The sequence below is a fragment of the Shewanella sp. NKUCC05_KAH genome (genome assembly GCF_019345585.1).
In the GTDB taxonomy this organism is placed as follows: Bacteria; Pseudomonadota; Gammaproteobacteria; order Enterobacterales; family Shewanellaceae; genus Shewanella; species Shewanella oncorhynchi.
The window spans coordinates 23,529-46,236 of record NZ_JAHKQZ010000001.1; the positions used below are offsets into that span (position 1 = coordinate 23,529).

The window sequence follows — 22,708 nt, forward strand, 5'->3', positions numbered from 1 at the left end:
GATTATTGGTCTTTTCGTCATGTTACTCAAACCTTTCAGTACATTTTATTGAAAAGTGAGATAAAGGATCTGTAAATGAGCGCTGATAAACACCTACAAAGTTGGCAAGAACGTTTTGAAATGGCAGAGGCGATGCAGCCTTTGTTAGGCAAGTTGTACCGTAACCAAGGCGTTGAAGTCGTGGTCTATGGCAAGCCGTTACTCAATGCTTCTACGATTGAAATCATTAAAGCGCACCGTTTAGTTCGTCGTCATGTCGGTGAAAAATTACGTTTACGCGAGAGTTTCCCCTTCGTTCAAGCTTTGAGCAAACTCGCAGTTAAACAATGTAAAGTGGATATTGGTAAACTCGCTGTCAATTACTGGCGCGACCATACTGATGTCAGCGAAATTGAAAGCTATATGGCAAAAGAATTGGCCGATGCTATCGACCATGCCGATGATGTCGCGCCGCGTGACGTCGTGCTTTATGGTTTTGGCCGTATCGGTCGCTTATTGGCACGCTTGCTGATTGAACGCACAGGTCGCAGCAATAAGTTAAGGTTACGCGCTATCGTTTTACGTGGCGGTAAGAAAGGCGATTTAGAAAAACGCGCGAGTTTACTGCGTCGTGACTCAGTTCATGGTCCTTTCAATGGTTCTGTTGAAGTTGACGAAGAGAACAACGCCATCATAGCCAACGGCACTTATATCCAAGTGATCTATGCTAATTCACCCGACGAAGTGGATTACACTAAATACGACATCAATGATGCATTGATTGTTGATAACACGGGTATTTGGAAAGATGAAGCGGGTCTTGGTTTACACCTTAAGAGCCCTGGTGCCAGCAAAGTATTACTGACGGCTCCTGCAAAAGGCGCGATTAAGAATATCGTTTACGGTGTAAACGAAGGCGATATTACCCCTGAAGACATTATCGTTTCAGCGGCGAGTTGTACCACCAATGCTATTACGCCAGTACTGAAAGCTGTGAATGATAAATATGGTATCGAGAATGGTCACGTTGAAACGATTCATTCTTATACCAACGATCAAAACCTGATTGATAACTATCATACCGCTGACCGTCGTGGCCGTAGTGCACCATTAAACATGGTGATCACTGAAACGGGTGCAGCAAAAGCGGTTGCTAAAGCTTTGCCTGCATTAGCTGGTAAGTTAACTGGTAACGCGATTCGTGTGCCGACGCCTAACGTCTCTATGGCGATCATCAGCATGAACCTGAATGCTGAAACCAGTAAAGATGAGCTTAACGAGTATCTGAAAGATACGGCGTTACAATCACCACTGCAAAATCAAATTGATTACACAGACTCTACTGAGATTGTATCGAGCGATTTAGTGGGTTCTCGCTACGCGGGTGTGGTTGATTCACAAGCGACTATTGCAGAAGGCAAGCGTGCCATTCTTTATGTATGGTATGACAACGAATTTGGTTACAGTTGCCAAGTGGTTGGCGTAATGCAAACTATGTTAGGTTTAACGACGCTATCTCTACCTGCGTAAATTGCCCACGTAGGTTTTGCTCGAGTGATTAATGACTTTGCCTAACCTTTGAATAAAGCGCCCAATAGGGCGCTTTTGTTTTTCTATACTTCTACAATTTTATTGGACTCGACTCCATAGCTCACCATGATCCCCTGTTTATCTGCCGCATTTAATTAGCGGTAGCATCGGCATCAGTATCGGAAAAAAGCCTAAATTGATGAATGAAACATCAACTTTACTGAGGTGTGGCGGTTTATTGGGCAAACGATGCGGCTTAGATCATTTTTTAAAAATTGTTGATTGACTCTGAGGTCTAAATCGGTAGAATGCCAATCCGCAGTCAAGGGAAAGCATGCCGAGCATGAGTTCAAATGATTAAGCGCAATGATAGGCGACATTAGCTCAGTTGGTAGAGCGATACCTTGCCAAGGTATAGGTCATCGGTTCGAACCCGATATGTCGCTCCAAATTTTAATAAATTTGGCAGTTTGGGCGCGATGGCAGAATGGCTATGCTGCGGATTGCAAATCCGTCGATCTCGGTTCGACTCCGGGTCGCGCCTCCATAGATTAAAGTATTAATGACACGATTCCAGTTGTTAATATAAAGAGTTTGCCCGAGTGGTGGAATCGGTAGACACAAGGGATTTAAAATCCCTCGCTGGTAACAGCGTGCCAGTTCAAGTCTGGCCTCGGGTACCAAAAAACAGAAAAGCCCTGACTGATGTCAGGGCTTTTTTGCTTTGTAACTTCTACATCCACATTTTATGATTCTTAATCTAGTATAACTACAGCTATAGATTGGTTAGGCCCAAGCCCACTATTTTACTCATTCAGTATTGCGACTTCTGACCTGTTTCTTCTCTACAATACAAAACTGAGTGATTTTGTGATCTAGATGTTGTAAATCGCTTTATTTAAATAATGTCACTATTTGGCTAGTAATTGCGTAATAAAATGTACTTTTTATTGTTGAATCGACAATAGTGTAATAATTTCCCTAAGAAGGGACTTAAGTCGCTATTACCCCCTTAAAGACAGTGGTATAAATAAGCCGAAATTTCCCCTACACGCGCATATTAGGATACGTAGTCATGATTTTCTCTCAAGTATTACTCGCACCCGCTGATCCAATTCTTGGTTTAACCGATACCTTTAAAGCTGATCCGCGTCAGGATAAAGTTAATCTTGGTGTTGGCATTTATAAGGATGAGGCAGGACAGACTCCCGTTCTGGCTTCAGTGAAAAAAGCCGAGGCCATTTTACTTGAGCAAGAGAAGACCAAAAACTACTTAGGCATTGAAGGCGTTCAAGCTTATAACAGTGTAGTACAAACCTTGTTGTTCGGCGAAGGCAGTGCATTAATTTCTTCTGGCCGTGCTGCCACAGCGCAAGCTCCTGGTGGTACAGGAGCACTGCGTATTGCTGCTGAGTTTTTACTGCGTAATACCGATTCGCACACTATTTGGGTGAGCAATCCAACGTGGGCCAACCATCAAAATATTTTTGAAACGGCGGGTTTAACGGTTAAAGAGTACGGTTATTACAAAGCAGAAGCCCATGACATCGATTTCGATACCATGATGACTGACTTGTCTCACGCCAATGCGGGTGATGTCGTGCTGCTACACGGTTGCTGCCATAACCCAACGGGTATCGATTTAACGTTGGCGCAATGGGAACTTGTTGCTCAATTGTGTGCTGATAAGAAACTCGTACCACTGTTTGACTTTGCTTATCAGGGTTTTGGTGCTGGCATTGAAGAAGATGCGGCAGGTCTGCGTTTAGTCGCGTCTAAAGTGTCTGAGTTGCTGGTCGCTAACTCTTTCTCTAAAAACTTTGGTTTATACAACGAGCGTATTGGCGCCGTGACTGTGGTGGCTGAAGATGCTGATGCTGCCGTACGTGCTTTTAGCCAAGTGAAACGTACCATACGCGCCAACTATTCTAATCCGCCAGCCCATGGCGCACTGATCGTCAGCACGATATTAAATGATGCAGCTCTGAAAGCCATGTGGGTGCAGGAAGTCAAAGAGATGCGTGAACGTATCGCCGAAATGCGTACTCTGTTTGTTGATAGCTTAAAGGCTGAGGGCGTGACTCAGGACTTCAGTTTTATTTCTCGCCAAAATGGCATGTTCAGTTTCTCAGGTTTAAGCAAAGCCCAAGTGGCACGTTTGAAAGACGAGTTTGGTGTCTATATCGTCGGCTCTGGACGCATTAGCGTTGCAGGCATGACTAAGACGAATATGCCTGTTATCTGTAAAGCCATAGCACAAGTGTTGTAATGGTTATAGCAGCCTTATAGACAGACTAAAGGGACATTCCTTTTCGCTTTACAATATAAAGGACAGCACTTGCTGTCCTTTATTATTTCGATTGAATTATTAACAGGTAAGAGCTAGCAGGCAAGCGGTTGTTGAGTGAGATCATTGATCCGCAGCAGGGCGCTTAATGCATCTAATAAGTTCGCTTGATCATGTAGATTGGGATTATGGCGATTCTTCAACGGAAAATAGTTAACCAGTGGCCCTAAACGCGTTTGTTCACCGTGGCGAAGTACTTTGTGAATAATGGGCTTGCCAATCACTTGGTGACACCAAGCGATACGTTGCTCAATGCTAAACCGACCCGCGGGTGAGGCCTCTTCGGCAAGGTTATCGATAAAGATCACCTGCGCTTTAGTTGCAGCGAGGCTTTTCGCAAACTTAGGTAACAGCAGCGGCGGCATGATACTGGTTAAGAAACTCCCAGGGCCTAAGATGACCAAGTCCGCCTGACGAACAGCTTCACAAGCTTCAAAGGTGGCATCGACCTGTGGTTCAAGGCAGAGTGCAATAGGAGCCTCATTCATACTGTCAACATTAATCTCCCCAAAGACTTTACTACCACAGGCTTGCAGGGCCACTAAGTGAGTGGGCTGCTCTGACATGGGAATAAGTTGGGTTTCTATCTTAAGTAAGTTACGGATGAGATTAACCGCTTCTAATGGACGAACGCAGAGTTGATCAAGAGCCAGTAAAATTAAATTACCTAAATTATGGCCACTGAGTTCAGTGGCACCTTGAAAACGGTATTCGAACAATTGCGAGCCAACGGAAGGACGATTAGCTAAATGGGATAAGCAGTTACGTAAATCACCCCAAGCAATACAGTCTTGCTCGGCTCTCAGTCGACCAGTAGAACCGCCATTATCAGTGGTGGCGACAATCCCTGTAAGGCGGTTGCCTAAAAAATCGAGCGAGGATAATACTCGGCCTAAACCATGGCCTCCGCCAATGGCGACGACACGTTCAAATTGATTTAACATCAAATGCTGCATCTGGGTTTTTCCTTCCTGAATACCCGAAAATTTAATGTCATAGCCATCCATTGTCGCTATAAGCGGGATGGCTCATGAGCCGTTGTGCAATGGTGATAACGCTAAGGAACCTTAGTATAAATACTCAGTCAAATGCTTGCATCTATAAATGACGGCGTAATAGCAAGCTCGACTCGATAATGGTGCCTCAGGCGTAATATTGTACCTGAGTTCGTGATCATGATGATGGGCAAATTTCGTGAAATCTGACAAATAGCTTATAATCCGGCCTTTATTTGCCCAATAAGGGCGTTATACCTAAGGTGAATGATTGAAAACAGGTAGAATCGGTTCGTTTACATTGGCATTAGCCATGGTCATAGTGGCGATTTTTGCATTACGAGTTTGGATCATTCCTCACTCGAGTGACTCATCCGCTATTGCGCCCCAATTCGTTAGCGATGTCAATCCTGTTACGCAAGTCCCTGACTTTTCAGCGATCAGCGACATTACCGAAAAGAAGAAAGCTTTTTTTGATTTCCTGCGGCCGATTGTTCAGCAACAGAATGCCATTATCTTGATGGAGCGTGGCTTTATCAATGAGATGCTTGCCTTAGTCGATAATGGTAAGAGTTTATCTGATACCGAATTAACGCAGATCAATGCGTTATTCGATAAATACCAATATGCGGCGCGCAACGTAGATGCTAAGTCATTAGCAAGCTTACTTAAACGTGTCGATATCGTGCCGGAATCTATGGTGTTAATTCAAGCCGCGAATGAATCGGGTTGGGGGAGTTCACGTTTTGCCAGAGAAGGTTTTAACTTTTTTGGTGAATGGTGTTTTACTTCTGGCTGCGGCATAGTGCCGTCCTCACGTGGTTCGGGTAAAAGTCATGAGGTGAAAGTGTTTTCATCGGTCGATGAATCGGTTTCATCCTATATGCGTAATTTAAATTCTAATACTGCCTATGCGTTATTTCGCTCTATTCGAGCAGATTTACGTTCACAGGAGCTAGAGCCAACAGCGGATCAATTGATTTACGGTTTAGTGAATTATTCTGAAAGACAAGAAGCTTATATTGATGAGCTGCTTGATATGTTACGTCATAATGAAAAATATTTGGTGAATGTCGATGTATAAAAAACTGTTGTTTAGTAGCCTGTTTTTGTTGGCAACTAGCGCCGCCGCAGAAACTGTATCCCTTGAATATAAAGGCTTTTATGATAGGTTAAAACAAGTCAATAAAGGCGGTTATCAACTCGTGGAAGTGGCTTTTAGTGTTCCAATGCAAAAGAATTGTTTGATCCAAAGTGGTTCTATTTCCAGTGAAAAAACCTCAACGCCACTGACGTATACTGATGCTCAGCGGTTATTCATTCCCTTAGATGATGATTTAAAAGATCAGCGAGCCTTGGTAAATCTGCATTTCGCTGGCAGCGCTGAGGGATGTGGTATTGCAATGCAAGTTAGAGCAAAACAGACATTAGCCGAGTACGATAAAACGCGCCTACAACAAATCATGACTGAGATGGACACGCTGCTCGGTGCTATGCAAGGCTTCCCGATGCGTTATTTTAGGGAATCCATTACTGGCTTAAACTTTGAATTCTCATCTGAACAAGAAGTCTATGTACGCCTTAATGGCCGTGAAGAAGCGATAAAAGGCAGTTATAAATTAGCCGCTAATGAGCTTGAAAGCATCACCACGCTAAGCTTCAGTGCCCAGCCATTAGTGCTGAGTCCTTGGGTGAAGTAATCATCTTTGTATCTTTGAATAGGCGTCTTGAGATAAGCGATTCAGAAGCGCTGGCTCAAAGATAAACTTATTCTGTAGCCATAAAAATGCCCACATTAAGTGGGCATTTTGTTGTGCTAATTTATCTTGCTTACTTTCGGTTCGTTAACTTCTCTTACTGACTAGGCGCTAAATTCAGTCTAAGTTAGACTTCGTAAGTGTTAACAATATCAATGCGTTTTGCTGCATCCAAATCGATACGACCGCTATTGGCGATATCAAGAAAATCGAATGCAGGTAGATTGGCTTCAGCAACATCACCACGCATAGGCGCATCTGGGTCACGTGTTAGAGACACAAAGTCGAACTGCTCACGGTCAACACCCTGTGATGGTGCGGTGTTTTGCATGGCGGTGAAAATCGTTTCAATGCGTCCGGGGTATTGTTTATCCCACTGATTCAGCATGTCTTTGACTGCGGCGCGCTTTAAGTTTTCCTGTGAGCCACACAAGTTGCATGGAATGATTGGAAATTCTTTTAAGCTGGCATATTCTTCGAGATCTTTCTCGCGACAATAGGCTAGGGGACGTATGACGATATTAGCGCCATCATCCGACAGCAGCTTTGGCGGCATTGCTTTCATCTTACCGCCAAAGAACATATTTAAGAACAAGGTCTCGATAATGTCATCCCTGTGATGGCCTAGGGCGATTTTAGTGGCGCCGATACGCTGAGCAAAGCCATAAAGCGTGCCGCGGCGCAGGCGAGAGCACAAGGAGCAGGTGGTTTTACCTTCAGGGATTTTGTCTTTCACTATCGAGTAAGTATCTTTCTCGAGGATGTGATAAGGCACATTGAGCTTATCGAGATAGGCGGGCAATACATGCTCAGGGAAGCCCGGTTGCTTCTGATCTAAATTAACCGCAATGATTTCAAACTGAATGGGCGCACGTTGCTGCAGATTCATCAAAATATCGAGCATGGCGTAGCTGTCTTTACCGCCACTGAGGCAGCACATGATCTTATCGCCATCTTCAATCATATTGTAATCGGCAATCGCGCTGCCCACTTCACGACGAAGCCGCTTCTGTAATTTATTCAGACGGGTAGTTTGTTTTTTTGATAATTCTTCCGGCATAGGATTTACCGTAACTTCAGATATAGCTTCAAGCATAAAAAAGCGCCCAGTAACACAGTTTCAGGGCGCGTATTATTCCAGCTATCTTTGGCGGGGTAAAGAGCCGCGTATTGCTTAGGCTTCTTCTAACGGTGATTTATAACCGTCGGGCTTTATAGCCAATAAATCGCAGTTGATGCTATCGATAACATGTTCAGCGGTATTACCTATCAGTGCTGCTGAAAATCCGGTACGACCGACAGTCCCTAGGATCACCAATTCAGCATCAAGTTTTTCAGCCAGTTCAGGGATCACATCCTCTGGTAAACCTTCTTTTACATGGCAATGACTTGGATTAATATCATAAGCGCCCGCAAGATAACTCACGCGCTGCTCATGCTGCATGCGAATGGTTTCGTTGTATGACTGGGCATCAAAGTCAGGAAGCTCAATGGCTAGGTTAACTGGCGTACCGGGATAACCATTGACTAAATGTACTTCAGCAGAGAACTTTTTCGCCAAATCTTTTGCATGTTCAATAATTTTGCCGTTAAGCATTTGATGATCGGTATCTTCGGTTGCCACATTCACAGCACAGAGGATTTTGCCCGCGGCTGGCCAGTCATGGGCTTTCACCATCAACACTGGCACAGGGGCTTTACGCATTAAATGCCAATCAGTTGGAGTGAAGATCACCGCCTTGAGTTTGTCGTGGGCATGGGTGCCTTTAACAATCAAATCGTATTGCCCTGAAATAGCATGATTAATAATGCTTTCAAAGGGGCGATTATGCCAAATGACTTGAGTATCGATATTGAGTTGCAGATGAGTATAAGCGGCGAGTAAGTCTTGGATCCAAGCGAGCCGTTGATCTATGACACCTTGACGCATGGCTTCGCGTTCTTGATTCGACAGAATCGAAGTCATTTCGTAAGAGAAGTCGAAGATAGAAAGAAACACAGTGACTTGAGCGTTGCATTTACTGGCCAAGGCGACCGCTCGTGCAAGGGCAACTTGATTTTCAGTGGTAGGGTCAACCACAACCAGTATTTTTTGATAATCCTTCATGTTTGGTTCCTTTAGTCATAGGCTCAATATCATCATGAGCCTTTGGCAGTGAGCTGTATTGTTCTAGATCAAACTCATTTGAAATTGATTAAAACTCGCTTAAAAATCATGCCTTAATCTGCATGACATGTCTAGCAAGCACAGCTTTTACCATTAAACTGTTATGCTATTGGCGACAATTATTTAGGCTTGACCTCTCACGGTTAATGCTCTTGCGATTGACTATCTCGCGATGCGAGAATTACCCGCTAACAGATTTAGCTCTTGCGAGTCGAGGATAGTGATGTACTTACCCTTAACTTCAATCAAGCCTGACTTTTGGAAGCGTCCAAGTAAGCGGCTGATGGTCTCAACGGTTAAACCGAGATAATTGCCAATGTCACCGCGGGTCATGGTTAAACGGAATTCTTTAGGTGAGAAACCACGACTGCCGAAACGATTTGCTAAATTGCTGATAAACGCTGCTAGACGTTCTTCGGCATTTTTCTTACTGAGCAGCAGGATCATTTCTTGATCGCTCATGATCTCATTACTCATTAGACGCATGATCTGCTGACGTAACTTAGGCATAGTGCCCGAAAGTTCATCGAGGATATTAAAGGGGATTTCACAAACCATAGAGGTCTCGAGGGCCTGTGCAAAACTCTGGTGCAACTGAGCGTGAATACCATCAAAACCAATCACATCACCCGCTAGATGGAAGCCAGTTATCTGCTCATCACCTTGCTCGGTAATAGTGTAACTTTTGATGGTGCCAGAGCGGATCGCAAACAGGGATTTCAATGCATCACCTGACTTAAAAATTTGCTCGCCTTTCTGGATTGGCTTTTTACGCTCAATAATATCATCGAGCTGATCTAGCTCACTTGCATTGAGGGTAAAAGGAATACAAAGGGTACCCATACTGCAATCGTGACAATGGATTGTGCATCCGCTAGCGGCAGGACGACGATTCTTATTTTGTTCAATTGTCATGTTGATTCTCAAGTTTATCCACTGCAACCATGTTAAACCAATTCACTCACTTGGGCTAGTTTAGCTGCGCGAGTGCGATATATAAAGTTTGACCACCAAAGGCAATTAACAGTAAGCCGCTCAATAGTCTAACGGTTTTCTTTTGTACCCATGCAGCAAGGCGTTTTGCCGCCACGCCAGCGCTTAATAGGGCGGGTAAAGTACCCAAGCCAAAGGCTAACATAATCAAGGCGCCTTGACTGGCAGAGCCAGATGCAACCGACCAAGTTAAGGTGCTATAGACGAGGCCGCAGGGGAGCCAGCCCCAAATGAATCCCGCCATGACTGCTTGGCTCGGATTTTTGATTGGAACAAGACGCTGCGCTAGCGGTTTTAAATATTGCCATAGCCATTGACCTACACGCTCAATTTGCACTATTCCAACCCAAATTTTAGCGATGTAAAGTCCTGTTGCGATCATCGTCAGTCCGGCAATCATGCGCAGGACAATCAGATAAATATCCAGCTCAAATAAGTGACCAAGACCTGCCGACGATGCGCCCACTAAGCCGCCCGCTAAGGTGTAACTTAAAATACGGCCTAAATTGTAACTCAGTAAATATTTAAGCTGATGGGCCAGCTGGTTACCTATTTTAGGATGAGGGATTTGGGCGGAAAACGCGCCCACTAAACCGCCACACATACCAAAACAATGCGCAGCTCCCATCAAGCCGACGAGAAAGGCACCGGTGACATTGTACTCAATCACAAAGGCATGCCTTTTTGCTGATTTTTTATCGCTTGCTGCGCTGCGATGTCATCATGTTCTGCTGTTGACTGAATGGCAGAGGTGGGCAGATGGCCAGGTTTATCAGTATTTTCATCAAACAATATAGAAACACTTTGACGGTCAAGATCGTCAAATTGCTCAGATTTCACTGCCCAGAAAAATACCATTACCGCAATGGCGACGAAGATCATGGCAATGGGGATAAGCACATAAATAATTTCCATAATGACCTCTTACTATCTGGTTAAACGTTTTATTATGATCACACTTTTACCCGTAATAATCTCAGGCTATTACCGACCACAATCAAAGAACTCGCCGACATGCCAATCGCGGCAATATAAGGTGCCACATGACCAGTGACAGCTAAAGGCAAGATAAGGGCGTTGTAACCCAGCGCCCACGCTAAATTTTGTTTAATAATTTGCGTGGTCAGTTTAGCGACCGCGACAGCTTGGGTGAAACGGGATAGATGATCGCCCAGTAAAATCAAATCGGCACTGTTTTTGGCAATCGCACTGCCACTGCCCATGGCGACCGACAAATCAGCCCCCGCAAGTACTGGCGCATCATTGATGCCATCGCCAAACATCGCCACGCGAGTATGCTGTTGTAATTTCGTTACTAGGGCAAGTTTACCCGCGGGCGTTAATCCGCTGTGCACATCTTCAATTCCCAGCTCTTTGGCCAGTTGATGCACATGTCCCGAGCTATCGCCGCTGGCGATACTAATGCGGCAACCTTGTTGCTTTAATATCTCAATCGTGGCCTTACTGTCTTGACGAATATTGTCTTGGATCTCAAAGCTGGCAAGCACTTCAAGCTGCTCATTGGCTGAGCGTGCTAACCAAATCTTTTGGGTTGGGTCCTGAGTATCGATACGTGCGCCAGTAAATACAGCATTACCAATTAAATAGTCAGTCCCCTCGATACGGCCTCGAACACCAAAGCCGACTTCATGGTGAACTTGCTCCGCGACCAAGGTATTATCGGCAAATAGGGCAAATGCAGCCGCAATCGGATGGCGAGAGCCCGTTTCCAGCGCAGCTGCAATGGCTAAGGCCTGCGTCTTGGTTAAATCGGCCATGCACTGCGTTTGCCCGATAGAGAGCGTACCACAGGTAAGGGTGCCAGTTTTATCAAAGACCACATGTTTAATCTGCGGCAGTTTTTCAAAGACACCGGCTTTGCGGGTAATGATCCCAAGACGGGTAAAAATGGCGGTTGCACAGGTGACGGCGGTCGGTGTCGCTAGCGCTAAGGCACAAGGACAAGTTGCGACCAGAACCGATAGCGTTACCCAAAAGGCATCCTCTGGGGAAATCTGTTGCCAAACCAAATAGGTGATCGTCGCGATTGTTAGAATCGTACCCGAGAAATAGCGGGATAATTTATCGGCTAATAGGGCTATCGCAGGTTTTGTATTGGATGCCAGCTCCTGCAGTCGAATAATTTCAGCCACGAGTTGGTCTTGCCCCAATGCGGTAACTTTAACTTTTATCGGTTGGTCGACGTTGATAGTACCAGCGTACACTTGCTGATCTTGCTGTTTTTCAATGGGCATTTGCTCACCAGTGAGCATAGCTTCATTGATGTTTGTGTGGCCTTCAATCACCACACCATCGGCCGCAACCATTTCCCCTGGTTTCACAAGGATCACATCATTGAGGCGTAACTTTTTGGCCGGAATTTCTTCTTGACCATTTTCGGTGACTAAGTGTGCAGTGAGCGGCACCAATTTATGTAAATTACTGGAGCTGACCGAGGCCTTTTGTCTTGCCTTTTGCTCGAAGTAACGCCCGAGTAACAAAAAGAATGTAAACATGGATACGGATTCAAAATACACTTCGCCTGTGCCATTCACTGTGGCAAAACAGCTTGCGGTATAGGCACCACCAATGGCAATCGAAACAGACACATCCATATTGAGTTTGCCGCTGAGCAGGGTACGAATGGCACTAAAATAGAAGGGCTGCGCCGAATAAAGCACCACAGGCGTGGCAAAAATCATGCTGACCCAGCGGAAATAGTCCCGATACTGCACGTCTAAATCAGTGAAGTAGCCAGTATAAAGGGCGAGGGCGAACATCATGACTTGCATAGTCGCAAAGCCAGCTAAGCCTAAACGCAGTAAAAACTTGCGGCTATTGAGTTTATTGTTGAGCTCTTGTTCGTCAACTTGGTAGGGCGCGGCTTGATAGCCGATACGACTAATTTGTCCGAGAATATCGCTAAGTTTTACCTTGCGTTTATCCCAACTGATCATGGCGCGTTGGGTGGTTGAGTTGACTAGCACTTGGCTCACGCCAGCAAGTTGTTTGACTTTGTGTTCAATTAACCAAGCACAGGCGGCACAGGTGATACCATCGATGGAGAGTGACACTGATTCGACATTGTCCTCAGAATGCACAAAGTCTTGCTGCACTTCGGGCAAGTCATAGGCGCTAAATTGTGTTAATGCTTCGGGGACCAGGGCATTCTGTTTATTGCCAGGCTCAGTGCGGAACTTGTAATAACTGAGTAATCCCGCATCGACAATCGCTTGAGAAACCGCCTGACAGCCAGGGCAACACATCAGTTCATCACGATCATTAATGCGAGTCACAAACTGCTGGCCCGTCAGAACGGGCTCTTGGCAGTGAAAACAACTTGGATACGTCATAGCGCTACTTATTTAACCACAATCAATTCAGCCAAAGTTGGACGTGATCTTTTAATTCAACGCGTTGGTGAATTCGCCATTTACCGTCGTAACTTTCGAGGCGAACTTCCCAAGGACCGGTTAGGGTAGTAGGAATGCTAATGCGATACACATTACTGGCATCGGCCGTCGCAGTGAGTTTCATATCTCTGTCGGCAATGGTTGGATGATAGAACTCGACTTTCAAGGCGGCTTGATATGCAGGTCCCCCTTGCTGCGTCAGTAAAATCTCATTATTGGCTTGATCGAGTGAAAAATTCATGCCTATTTGTTTGGCATACTTCACTTTACTTAAGTCCATATTAATGGCTTTGCCATCTTTGTAGTAATCTTCGGCGACTAAAGAGTCCGAGTTCGTAAGGGCAATTTTTAGCGTGGTAAAACTTGCGACGACGGCACATAAAGGAAGAATAATTAAAAACCAAGGCCAGAACTGCTTATACCAGGCTTGTTGTTCGCTCATGTCAGATACCCATTCAAAAAATTTGCGCCATTTTACCGTTAAAAGACGGTTTTAGCACTTTAAAAAAAAGGCCTCGAAGTCTTCGAGGCCTTAGTGTTACTTATACCTAATTACTTGTTTGACAAGCTATAAACATAAGCTGTAATGACGTGAACTTTCTCTTCACCGAGAACGTCTTTCCACGCTGGCATCACACCTGCGCGACCATGTTTAATGGTCTCTTCGATCATGCCACGGCTACCGCCATATAACCAAACATCGTCAGTTAAGTTAGGAGCACCCATAAACTTGTTGCCTTTAGCGTCCATACCATGACACGCAAAACAACCTTTCATGAATGAGCCTTGACCTTGAGCAGCGAGTTTCTCGTCATGCTCACGACCAGACAATTTAACAACGTATTCAGCTAAACCAGTAATCTCGCTATCTTCGATTGGCAAGCCACCTTTCGGTGGCATCATGCCATGACGACCTGCCATGATAGTGGTCTTAATCGTGGCTAATTCACCACCATATAACCAGTCACCATCGGTAAGATTAGGGAAACCTTTGCTACCACGTGCATCAGAACCATGGCACTGAGCACAGTTTTGCAGAAACAAACGGCCACCCACTTTCAACGCTTCTTGGTTTTTCACTAATTCTTCTAGTGGTGTTGCCAAGTAAGCCGCGAAGATTGGGCCATATTTTTCATCAGCGTGTTTTACTTCTTGATCATACTGAACATAAAGGCCTTCTTTTGCTGCTAGCTCAATCGCTGCGGCAGAATCGGCTTTAATGCCATGCTCTGTACCGATACTCTGGTTAGAACTGGTCCAGCCTAATAGGCCTTTATAGTTACCTAAACCAGGAAATAAGGCCAAATAGATCAAGCCAAACACGATAGTGATATAGAACATATAACTCCACCATTTTGGCAGTGGGTTATTGAGTTCTTCAATACCGTCGAAACTGTGACCCATGGATTCGCCTTCTTTTACGTCAGTGGTGTTCTTAGAACACACACGCAGTAATAGAAAACAACCCGCGATCACGACTAACGAGAGTACAGTAATCCAAACACTCCAGAAGCTACTCATCACTTATTCTCTCCTGAGTCCTTCGATACCTTGTTGACTTCCTCATCGGAAAACACAAGGTTAGCTGCTTCATCAAATGATTTTTGACGACGCGAGCTATATGCCCAAGCAAATATACCGACGAAGGTCAGCATCACAATGATGGTTAAAATGCCTTGTAATGTGCCGTAATCCATATATTGCCTCCTTATTTGAGTGCGTGACCCAAAGACTGAAGATATGCAATCAAGGCGTCCATTTCTGTCTTACCTGCAACAGCTTGCTGTGCGCCTGCGATTTCTTCATCGGTATAAAGATCATTACCTTTGTAACCGCCTTTATGCAGGTTACGTAGGATAGTCATCTTGTCACCCGTTAGTTTGCCGTCTAACTTGTTTTCGGCTAACCATGGGAACCCTGGCATATTCGATTGAGGAACTACAGCACGAGGATCGATTAAGTGAACTTCATGCCATTTATCGCTATAACGACCGCCAACACGTGCAAGATCAGGACCCGTACGCTTAGAACCCCATTGGAATGGATGATCCCAAACTGATTCGCCCGCGACAGAGTAGTGACCATAACGTTCAGTTTCTGCACGTAAGGGACGGATCATCTGGCTGTGACAGTTATAACAACCTTCACGAACATAGATGTCACGACCTTCAATTTGCAGGGCAGTGTATGGCTTTAAACCTTCAACTGGCTCAGTCGTATCTTTTTGAAAAATCAACGGTGTGATTTCAACGAGACTACCGAAGCTGATAGCGATAACGGTAAAAATCGCTAACAAACCGATGTTTTTTTCAACTATCTCATGATTAAATTTCATCGAGTTTGCTCCTTTAAGCCGCTGTTGGTTCAGCCAATGCTGGCAATGAATCTTTAGAGGCTTTCACAGTACGGATCACGTTATATGCCATGATCAGCATACCGGTCAGGAAGAAACAACCGCCAAGGAAACGTACGAAGTAGAAAGGATAAGAAGCTTCCAGACTTTCAACAAAGCTATAAGTCAAAGTACCGTCAGCATTCACTGCGCGCCACATCAGACCTTGCATTACACCTGAAATCCACATAGAGACGATGTAAAGTACAGTACCAATAGTCGCTAACCAGAAATGGACGTTAATTAACTTGATGCTGTACATACGGCCGTGACCGAACAATACAGGAATCAAGTGATACAGAGAACCGATTGACACCATTGCAACCCAGCCTAGCGCGCCGGAGTGAACGTGACCGATAGTCCAATCTGTATAGTGTGATAATGCGTTAACTGTCTTAATTGCCATCATAGGGCCTTCGAAGGTAGACATACCGTAGAAAGACAGAGAAACAACTAAGAAACGTAACACAGGGTCAGTACGCAGTTTATGCCAAGCACCAGACAAGGTCATGATACCGTTAATCATACCGCCCCAAGAAGGTGCGAATAGGATCAGTGACATCACCATACCTAAAGACTGAGTCCAGTCAGGTAAAGCTGTGTAATGTAAGTGGTGAGGACCAGCCCAGATATACAGTGCGATCAGTGCCCAAAAGTGGACAATAGAAAGACGGTAAGAGTACACAGGACGACCTGCTTGCTTAGGTACGAAGTAATACATCATCCCCAAGAAGCCTGCGGTTAATAAGAAACCTACAGCGTTGTGACCATACCACCACTGCACCATAGCATCGACAGCGCCGCTATACAGAGAGTATGACTTGAACAGACTGACTGGTACTGCCATAGAGTTAACTATGTGTAGTACGGCAACGGTAATAATAAAGGCACCAAAGAACCAGTTCGCCACATAAATATGCGAAGTTGTTCGTTTGATAATAGTACCGAAGAACACGATAGCGTAAGACACCCAAACGATAGTAATTGCGATATCGATAGGCCATTCTAATTCAGCGTATTCTTTTCCTTGGGTGAAACCCATTGGTAAAGAGATAGCTGCTGACAGAATGATGGCTTGCCATCCCCAAAACGTAAATGCGGCTAACTTAGGTGCAAATAGTCGGGTTTGACAGGTGCGTTGTACGACATAATAGGATGTTGCAAAAAGGGCTGATGTACCGAACGCGAAGATCACCGCATTGGTGTGTAATGGTCGCAAGCGACTATACGTTAACCAAGGAGTGTCAAAGTTCAGCTGAGGCCAGATTAACTGAGCCGCAATTAATACGCCGACTGACATACCAACAATACCCCACAAAACTGTGGTTAAGGCAAATTGGCGGACAATGGCGTAATTGTAATCAGCGCCTGTTGGCTGGGAATGGTTCATCATAATGCTTCCACTGCTTATTACTTTTACTTTTAGTAAAGACAAGCTTTACCTGTTATAAATGACATAAAACTCAGCTTCCCTATTAAGGTTGCTGAGTGATGTCAATGCGTTACCCTGCATATTTTTGCTCAAATATGAGGTTTCGCAATGATACTTGAGCCATATCAAAAAAGATACCAAAGAAGGGGTGTGGAAAGTTGATCTAGATCAACCTACGCCATAGAATGTTAACATATTGCATCATAAGGTTAATCTTTGTGCTAACTCGTCTGAGTCCCTATTTATTTATTGCATTATTTAGCTTCAATCTCACAGCTTGTAAGGAAGATGCAAAGCAAGTCACACTTAAAAGCAGTCTTGATCCTTCACTTTGCCAATTTTCTAAGGGGGATTGTGTTAAAAAAGTTGGGGATGTTGAGCTCACTTTTCGCTTGTCACCAGGGAGTGCACCAAGCGAAAAGCCATTGACATTACAGTTGTTATCTTCCATGCCAATTTCTAATGTGCAAATCCGCTTAGAAGGAAGAGACATGTTTATGGGTGTTATTCCTGTAAATGTGAAGCAAACTGACAAAATGACTTATATCGGTCAGTTAGTCTACGGTTCTTGTAGTAGTGGCTACATGGTTTGGCGTGGCTTTGTGAGTTTTAGCGTTAATGGTGAAACTAAATCGGCTTTTTTTGATTTTCTCGCAGATGACAATGGTTAGATATATCTTTGAAAGTGCCTGATAGGCTTTCTAAATATCAAGACAATCAACTATACAGATTAGTGATCCTTCCAGTTTTCTTTTACTTTGACAAAAATGTCTACATTTTCAATAAAGAGCTGTAATAAGTGAGGATCAAAGTGTGTTCCCGCCCCTTTACGCATTTCAGCTAAAACCTCTTCTAAAGGCCAAGCTGTTTTATAGCAGCGGGCATGGGAAAGGGCATCAAACACATCTGCGATTGCCACAATCCGCGAGAAAATGTGAATTTCGTCTTGTTTTAGATTTGCAGGATAACCAGAACCATCATATTTTTCATGATGTTGCAGTGCAATAATTGATGCGGCCTTTAGTATTGGTCGCTCAGAATTTGCAAGAATTTGATGGCCAATCATAGGGTGCTGACGCATAACTTTCCATTCTTCGTCATCTAATTTGCCGGGTTTAAGTAGGACAGCATCGGGGATCGCAATTTTACCTATGTCATGCATTGGTGAGGCACGGCGCAGTAAATCGGCTTCGTATTCACTTAAACCGGCTAGTAATGCTAATTGAGAACAATACTCCGCCATACGTTTCACATGATTGGCAGCTTCTTTCGAGCGGCTTTCAACAACATCACCTAAACGTAAAATAAGCTCTGATTGTGTATCTTCCACCTCCTGATTGAGCAGCAAATTTTCAAAGGCTATGCCCACGTTGATGGCAAAAATATCAATGAGTTTCTTATCAAGATCATCAATTCTATCAATACCATCCATATAAAGTAGATTGATTAAACCGCCTTTGGTGGGAAAGTAACCGATAAAACAATTGTCTTCATAAAGGCACCGCTGTTGGGTGAGCGCACTGCGCAGTAGACGATCAATATGTTCAGGTAGTTGCGTAATGTGGGATTTATTCGCAAATTGGCCAGTACCTGCAAGGATTTCTATATTGACAGGTTCAACATGACCACTAATTGCATCAATCGCATTACAAGTCAGCAGTAGCGTTTCTGAATCGAGATTAAGTAGAGTGGCCACTTGAGTCAGTAGCCCATCGGCGAATTTATGTAGGGTGCGCAGTTCAAATAATCCTGAGGTGGCTTCTAGTACTCTTTCTAAGCCCTTACGGTGATTTATTTGGGTGCGCCTTGCTTGCTCGATTTCCATGATATCGCGATAAGAGCGAAGGGCTGAGTAGACGCTGGTCATCAGCTTACGGGAATCGAGTTCAGCTTTTGCTTTGTAATCATTAATATCGTAATTGACGATAACGTCTTCTTCAGGTGCTTGCCCTGGCTGGCCTGTACGTAAGATCAATCGAGTGGTTTTATTCAGTAATTCTTCACGGATCCACTTTACTAGTTCTAACCCTGCATGGTCACTTTCCATGACAACATCAATAAAGGCAATGGCGATGTCATGTTCTTGATTGAGTAATTCTTTTGCTTGTTCGGCACTATAAGCATTGATAAAGGTGAGGGCACGGCCATCAAGTTTAAAGCGGGAGAGGGCAAGCTTAGTGACGGTATGAACATCAGGTTCATCATCGACCACTAATACCTTCCAAGGAATACCAGACTCTGTTGTCTCGGTAGACTTTTTACCGGAAAAAAGAGGGTTTTTCTTTGCAAGATCAATCAGCATCCGATACCTCATTCAAGTAAAAATAATGATCACATAATCAGTGTAGTAGACACATTTCAAAGCGGTGCAAAATCTTGCATAAAATAGCGAGGTGAGTGGCAATCCTTAAATTACATTGTTGATAACAATTCTCATTTGTGTATTCTGTTACTATCAAACAATGATAGGGAGGGAAAGGGCATGACTAATCGAATTAACTTATCAATTTCAGCGCATAAATTGGCACAGCTAATACATGATGGACACATCTGCGCATCTGACTTCACGTGCTTAGATAGCCAATCGAAACAGCAAGTGTGGCAGCTATGCTTGATCTGTTGCAAAAAGCGTATTACTTGTCAGCAATGTTCATTTTCAAGTTGCACTAAAAATCTGACATATCTTGATGCCGATAAATAACATTATCGGCATTTGCATTTAAGTATTATCATACAAGAAACTCTTATAATTCAGATGTAATATGCAACTTCCTCCAGTAATCCCGTTATTTGACTCATTTGAATTCATACAAGTTGGCAATAGTATTGTTAACCAATATATCACCCAAATTAGCATGAAAAAGGTGGTTGATGCGGGCTTAGTCATCGAGCATGCCAGTGATTGGCTATTTGAGCAAAAGCATAACGAAAACAACTATAAAGCTTATCGCAGTGAACTCACTACGTTTCTGCATTGGTGTTTTGATGTGGTTTCAATGTCTCCCATTCAAGTTACGCGCAAAGACATGAGTCGTTACGTTGATTATTGCCAAGCACCGCCGATAGCACTGATCGGTTATTTTAATGTGCCACAGTTTAAATACGATAAACTGCATGATGAACGGGTTCCAAACTCGCAATGGCGACCATTTGTCGGCAAAAAACAACTCGGGCAAATCCAGCCTTATGTGTTAAGCGATAATGCGTTAAAAACGAAAATGGCCATTTTGTCTTCGTTTTATTCGTATCTGACAAGTGAAGAATATTGTGAGCGGAATCCTGCCCAAATCTGGCTTAATCACAGTCGATTTGCAGCAAACAGGCAATATCAGTGTCAAAGTCATGAAGATGAAAATAGTCTCGCATTCACTGAATTACAGTGGTCATATATTATGGCGACCGTTACTGGACTAGCAGAAGAATTTCCTGAGTTACATCAAAGAAGTTTATTCCTCATTACATTGATTTATTGCTGTTATTTACGCATTTCAGATGTGTCTGCACGTGCGGGTTATTCGCCAGTGATGAACCAGTTTAAACGTAACCAGCAAACGGGCATCTGGAGTTTTCATATTCCGTTGAGTAAAGGTGGTAAAAGACGCAGTGTTGCGATTTCAAAAGCTTTGCTCGATGCGTTAGTCAAATATCGTCAGTTTTTAGGATTAACGGATTATCCAGGACCAAACGAAAATCATCCTTTGTTTGTACGGCATAAAGCTGCTGGACGCGGCCGAGATGTTGGTATCCTCAATGCCAATCTAGGCATTCGTCATGTTCGCGACGAAATTCAAAAAATAATTAATCTGGCTGCAGAACGTATAGAAATCGATGGCTTTACACAAGATGCGGCGCAGATGCGCAAACTTACTGCCCACAATATTCGTCACACTGGTATTACGCACGATATCAATATCAACCGCAGACCGTTATCCCATGTACAAGCCGACGCTGGCCACGAAAGTATCGACACTACATCGCAATATTTGCACACAAGCCAAATTGAACGTCATGAAAGTGCATTCAACAAACCAATCGACCATTTGAAAGGCATAGAGTGATTAGATACAAAGCTGCGCACAATGTATATTATGTTAAATGCTCTCTATACGGTTCCCATCGCAGCTCTTTTTTTGTGGCTTGTCATTCCAAATGAGTTTTGTGTCATTTCGTGAGTCTGAATTTTGTTATTATATATCAAGGCTATAATTCACTCCGCCAACAGCTTTGCTCTATTATGGTGCAAAGCTGTTCATCCAGAGCGCATTAAATTTTGTGTTTGCTGCTTTTTGACAAAGTGCACCTCACACGCAGCTATGCGAACTCTTTTGAAGTATAGATGACGTGTTAGAAATGAATTTTATGAAACAATGTCCCAATCAAATCATGTCGCTCCATTAGAATGATTACTTACAATAATTCATCGGTTTACCAAGCTTAATTGAAATTGGTTCGTAGCTATATTTCCACTGCTTAATCTTACCTATTAATTTGTTGTAATGTTGATGACGTGATTTATCAACATCGGAGTCGCTCGAACACATCACCAGTTTCACCTGACGGTATCTTAAACAATTTAATCGTCGCTACGTGAATGCTTTGGTATATTGGACTCGCAAACTAGCCAGAAACACCTAGCAACGCGCTTATACTTGTCCAAAAAATCACAATGAAATACTAAGATGTTGCCGATTTTGAGCCGCCATGGACATAAATATGTCATTTTCAGGAGTTTTTATAGATATCGAGTGAAGCGCCCTAACCTACTTTTGGACAAAAATCATTATGTGTACTAGCTCATATATGAACTGACAGTGTTGATTAAATAGCTAGACTTAATCGGACAATCTCAACTCGACCCCACCCAGCTCATTTCTGGACATTTTCAAGTTAGACTTTTAGCTCGAATTAGTGAATTTAGAATTAAAATTTCTATGGATAACGCCTGCTTAAGCGGCTTAACCTCCATAACTTCTGAGTAGCTTAATGTTGAACAGTTACGGTTAGTTATTAATACGATGACTTTTAAATGGGATTGATGTCCATAACACTGCCCCTGATAGCGTGTTCTGGTCTAATCCCATTGGACACTTAACTTTGAGACAGTATGGTCAATAAATTAAGAGGTCAATATGAGTCTGAACAAATCACATAAGAGTTATCCGCAGGCATTTAAGGATGAAGCCGTCTTGATGGTGCTGGAGCAAGGTTATAGCGTTGCCGATGCGAAAAAGCCTCTTGGAGTTAGCACTAGTCTGCTTTACAACTGGAAGGAAAAACACGAAGCCTTGCAGCAAGGCCTTACCTTGAATAGTCTGAATGAAATGAGTTTAATAAATTTCGCAGATAAAACAAATGATTATGCATGGATAAATAAATTATAAAAATACCCAAGGGGCACACCGAGGCCAGCGCCTTCTTTGCGAGAGAAATGAAGTAAAATTTAGTTTCATCAAACAGCAATCTAACCTGTTTCCCATAACACTGATATCCATCGATTCACACTGATTCTACTGACCAGCATACTTGCGAGAGCGGTACGAGAATGACCTTCGCTGAAATGGAGTAAGCCTAAATAGTGCCTACGTTTGCGTGCACTTTTCTCCGATTTACTAAGGCTGCGATGTTCGGATTATTCATATTTTTTATGATTAAAAAGCGAATATCAATTAGGCCACATAATTAATGCAAATTATATTGCTGGCG

Annotated in this window: 20 protein-coding genes, 3 tRNA genes and 2 pseudogenes; 11 read left to right on the plus strand and 14 right to left on the minus strand. The window is 43.6% G+C overall.

The window, feature by feature from the left end:
- Window positions 1-75 precede the first annotated feature (75 nt).
- The 5 genes from KO533_RS00110 (at window position 76) to KO533_RS00130 (ending at window position 3,778) form a co-directional block, all read left to right on the plus strand.
- Entirely contained in the window at window positions 76-1,509 is a 1,434-nt protein-coding gene (locus KO533_RS00110) for a glyceraldehyde-3-phosphate dehydrogenase (protein ID WP_028759978.1), read from the plus strand.
- A gap of 373 nt (window positions 1,510-1,882) precedes the next feature.
- A tRNA-Gly gene (locus KO533_RS00115) sits at window positions 1,883-1,958 on the plus strand.
- 24 nt (window positions 1,959-1,982) lie between these two features.
- Window positions 1,983-2,056: transfer RNA gene (locus tag KO533_RS00120), tRNA-Cys, on the plus strand.
- A gap of 49 nt (window positions 2,057-2,105) precedes the next feature.
- Window positions 2,106-2,192, plus strand: a tRNA-Leu gene (locus KO533_RS00125).
- A gap of 392 nt (window positions 2,193-2,584) precedes the next feature.
- Window positions 2,585-3,778: an amino acid aminotransferase gene (locus KO533_RS00130; protein WP_212601539.1), complete on the plus strand. Its 1,194-nt coding sequence runs from the start codon at window positions 2,585-2,587 to the stop codon at window positions 3,776-3,778.
- Between the two features lie 113 nt (window positions 3,779-3,891).
- Here the strand turns inward: KO533_RS00130 and KO533_RS00135 are convergent, their stop codons facing one another.
- On the minus strand, window positions 3,892-4,812 hold the full coding sequence (locus KO533_RS00135) for a YvcK family protein (protein ID WP_219252321.1): 921 nt from the start codon (window positions 4,810-4,812) through the stop codon (window positions 3,892-3,894).
- Between the two features lie 310 nt (window positions 4,813-5,122).
- Between KO533_RS00135 and KO533_RS00140 the strand changes: the two genes are divergently transcribed.
- Entirely contained in the window at window positions 5,123-5,935 is an 813-nt protein-coding gene (locus KO533_RS00140; protein ID WP_219252322.1) for a glucosaminidase domain-containing protein, read from the plus strand.
- A complete protein-coding gene (locus KO533_RS00145; RefSeq protein WP_219252324.1) occupies window positions 5,928-6,551 on the plus strand; it encodes a DUF2987 domain-containing protein in 624 nt (207 codons plus the stop codon). Before KO533_RS00140 ends, KO533_RS00145 begins: the two co-directional genes overlap by 8 nt.
- Before the next feature lie 184 nt (window positions 6,552-6,735).
- Here KO533_RS00145 and ttcA read toward each other — a convergent pair whose 3' ends face one another.
- From ttcA to ccoN, 11 genes are all read right to left on the minus strand, one after another.
- The gene (ttcA, locus tag KO533_RS00150; protein ID WP_173244915.1) at window positions 6,736-7,704 is read right to left on the minus strand and encodes a tRNA 2-thiocytidine(32) synthetase TtcA; all 969 of its coding nucleotides are present in this window, start codon (window positions 7,702-7,704) and stop codon (window positions 6,736-6,738) included.
- Window positions 7,705-7,782: 78 nt separating this feature from the next.
- Window positions 7,783-8,715 carry a universal stress protein UspE gene (gene uspE, locus KO533_RS00155; RefSeq protein WP_105252478.1) on the minus strand — a complete coding sequence of 311 codons (933 nt, stop codon included), beginning with the start codon at window positions 8,713-8,715 and terminating at the stop codon, window positions 7,783-7,785.
- Window positions 8,716-8,937: 222 nt separating this feature from the next.
- Window positions 8,938-9,690: an electron transport transcriptional regulator EtrA gene (gene etrA, locus KO533_RS00160; RefSeq protein ID WP_006081599.1), complete on the minus strand. Its 753-nt coding sequence runs from the start codon at window positions 9,688-9,690 to the stop codon at window positions 8,938-8,940.
- Between the two features lie 55 nt (window positions 9,691-9,745).
- On the minus strand, window positions 9,746-10,438 hold the full coding sequence (locus KO533_RS00165; protein ID WP_219252325.1) for a sulfite exporter TauE/SafE family protein: 693 nt from the start codon (window positions 10,436-10,438) through the stop codon (window positions 9,746-9,748).
- Complete coding sequence (ccoS, locus tag KO533_RS00170) at window positions 10,435-10,683, minus strand: cbb3-type cytochrome oxidase assembly protein CcoS (protein ID WP_131524187.1); 249 nt, start codon at window positions 10,681-10,683, stop codon at window positions 10,435-10,437. The genes KO533_RS00165 and ccoS overlap by 4 nt, the downstream gene beginning before the upstream one ends.
- Window positions 10,684-10,721: 38 nt before the next feature.
- Complete coding sequence (locus KO533_RS00175; protein ID WP_219252327.1) at window positions 10,722-13,121, minus strand: heavy metal translocating P-type ATPase metal-binding domain-containing protein; 2,400 nt, start codon at window positions 13,119-13,121, stop codon at window positions 10,722-10,724.
- Between the two features lie 22 nt (window positions 13,122-13,143).
- On the minus strand, window positions 13,144-13,623 hold the full coding sequence (locus tag KO533_RS00180) for a FixH family protein (RefSeq protein ID WP_105252481.1): 480 nt from the start codon (window positions 13,621-13,623) through the stop codon (window positions 13,144-13,146).
- Between the two features lie 110 nt (window positions 13,624-13,733).
- Window positions 13,734-14,702, minus strand: coding sequence for a cytochrome-c oxidase, cbb3-type subunit III (gene ccoP, locus KO533_RS00185; RefSeq protein WP_219252329.1), 969 nt, complete (start codon window positions 14,700-14,702; stop codon window positions 13,734-13,736).
- Window positions 14,702-14,878, minus strand: a complete 177-nt coding sequence (locus KO533_RS00190; RefSeq protein WP_028759966.1) for a CcoQ/FixQ family Cbb3-type cytochrome c oxidase assembly chaperone — start codon at window positions 14,876-14,878, stop codon at window positions 14,702-14,704. The genes ccoP and KO533_RS00190 overlap by 1 nt, the downstream gene beginning before the upstream one ends.
- An 11-nt stretch (window positions 14,879-14,889) precedes the next feature.
- Window positions 14,890-15,516 (minus strand): cytochrome-c oxidase, cbb3-type subunit II, encoded by a 627-nt coding sequence (gene ccoO / locus KO533_RS00195; RefSeq protein ID WP_028759965.1) that lies wholly within the window; start codon window positions 15,514-15,516, stop codon window positions 14,890-14,892.
- Window positions 15,517-15,529: 13 nt separating this feature from the next.
- Entirely contained in the window at window positions 15,530-16,966 is a 1,437-nt protein-coding gene (gene ccoN / locus KO533_RS00200) for a cytochrome-c oxidase, cbb3-type subunit I (RefSeq protein ID WP_028759964.1), read from the minus strand.
- Between the two features lie 257 nt (window positions 16,967-17,223).
- Between ccoN and KO533_RS00205 the strand changes: the two genes are divergently transcribed.
- The gene (locus tag KO533_RS00205; protein ID WP_219252331.1) at window positions 17,224-17,676 is read left to right on the plus strand and encodes a hypothetical protein; all 453 of its coding nucleotides are present in this window, start codon (window positions 17,224-17,226) and stop codon (window positions 17,674-17,676) included.
- A gap of 59 nt (window positions 17,677-17,735) precedes the next feature.
- Here KO533_RS00205 and KO533_RS00210 read toward each other — a convergent pair whose 3' ends face one another.
- Entirely contained in the window at window positions 17,736-19,307 is a 1,572-nt protein-coding gene (locus KO533_RS00210; RefSeq protein WP_131524191.1) for a DUF3369 domain-containing protein, read from the minus strand.
- Window positions 19,308-19,487: 180 nt separating this feature from the next.
- On the opposite strand from KO533_RS00210, the gene KO533_RS22585 reads away from it, so the two are divergent.
- From KO533_RS22585 to KO533_RS00220, 3 genes and pseudogenes are all read left to right on the plus strand, one after another.
- Window positions 19,488-19,706, plus strand: a complete 219-nt coding sequence (locus KO533_RS22585; protein WP_081729032.1) for a hypothetical protein — start codon at window positions 19,488-19,490, stop codon at window positions 19,704-19,706.
- Between the two features lie 61 nt (window positions 19,707-19,767).
- Entirely contained in the window at window positions 19,768-21,063 is a 1,296-nt protein-coding gene (locus KO533_RS00215) for a site-specific integrase (RefSeq protein WP_212601532.1), read from the plus strand.
- Window positions 21,064-22,134: 1,071 nt separating this feature from the next.
- Window positions 22,135-22,492: pseudogene (locus KO533_RS00220) on the plus strand (transposase); the annotation flags it as partial.
- On the opposite strand, the pseudogene KO533_RS00225 reads toward KO533_RS00220, so the two are convergent.
- Window positions 22,488-22,642 (minus strand): annotated as a pseudogene (locus KO533_RS00225) (IS630 family transposase); the annotation flags it as partial. The pseudogenes KO533_RS00220 and KO533_RS00225 sit on opposite strands and share 5 nt — an antisense overlap.
- Window positions 22,643-22,708 lie beyond the last annotated feature (66 nt).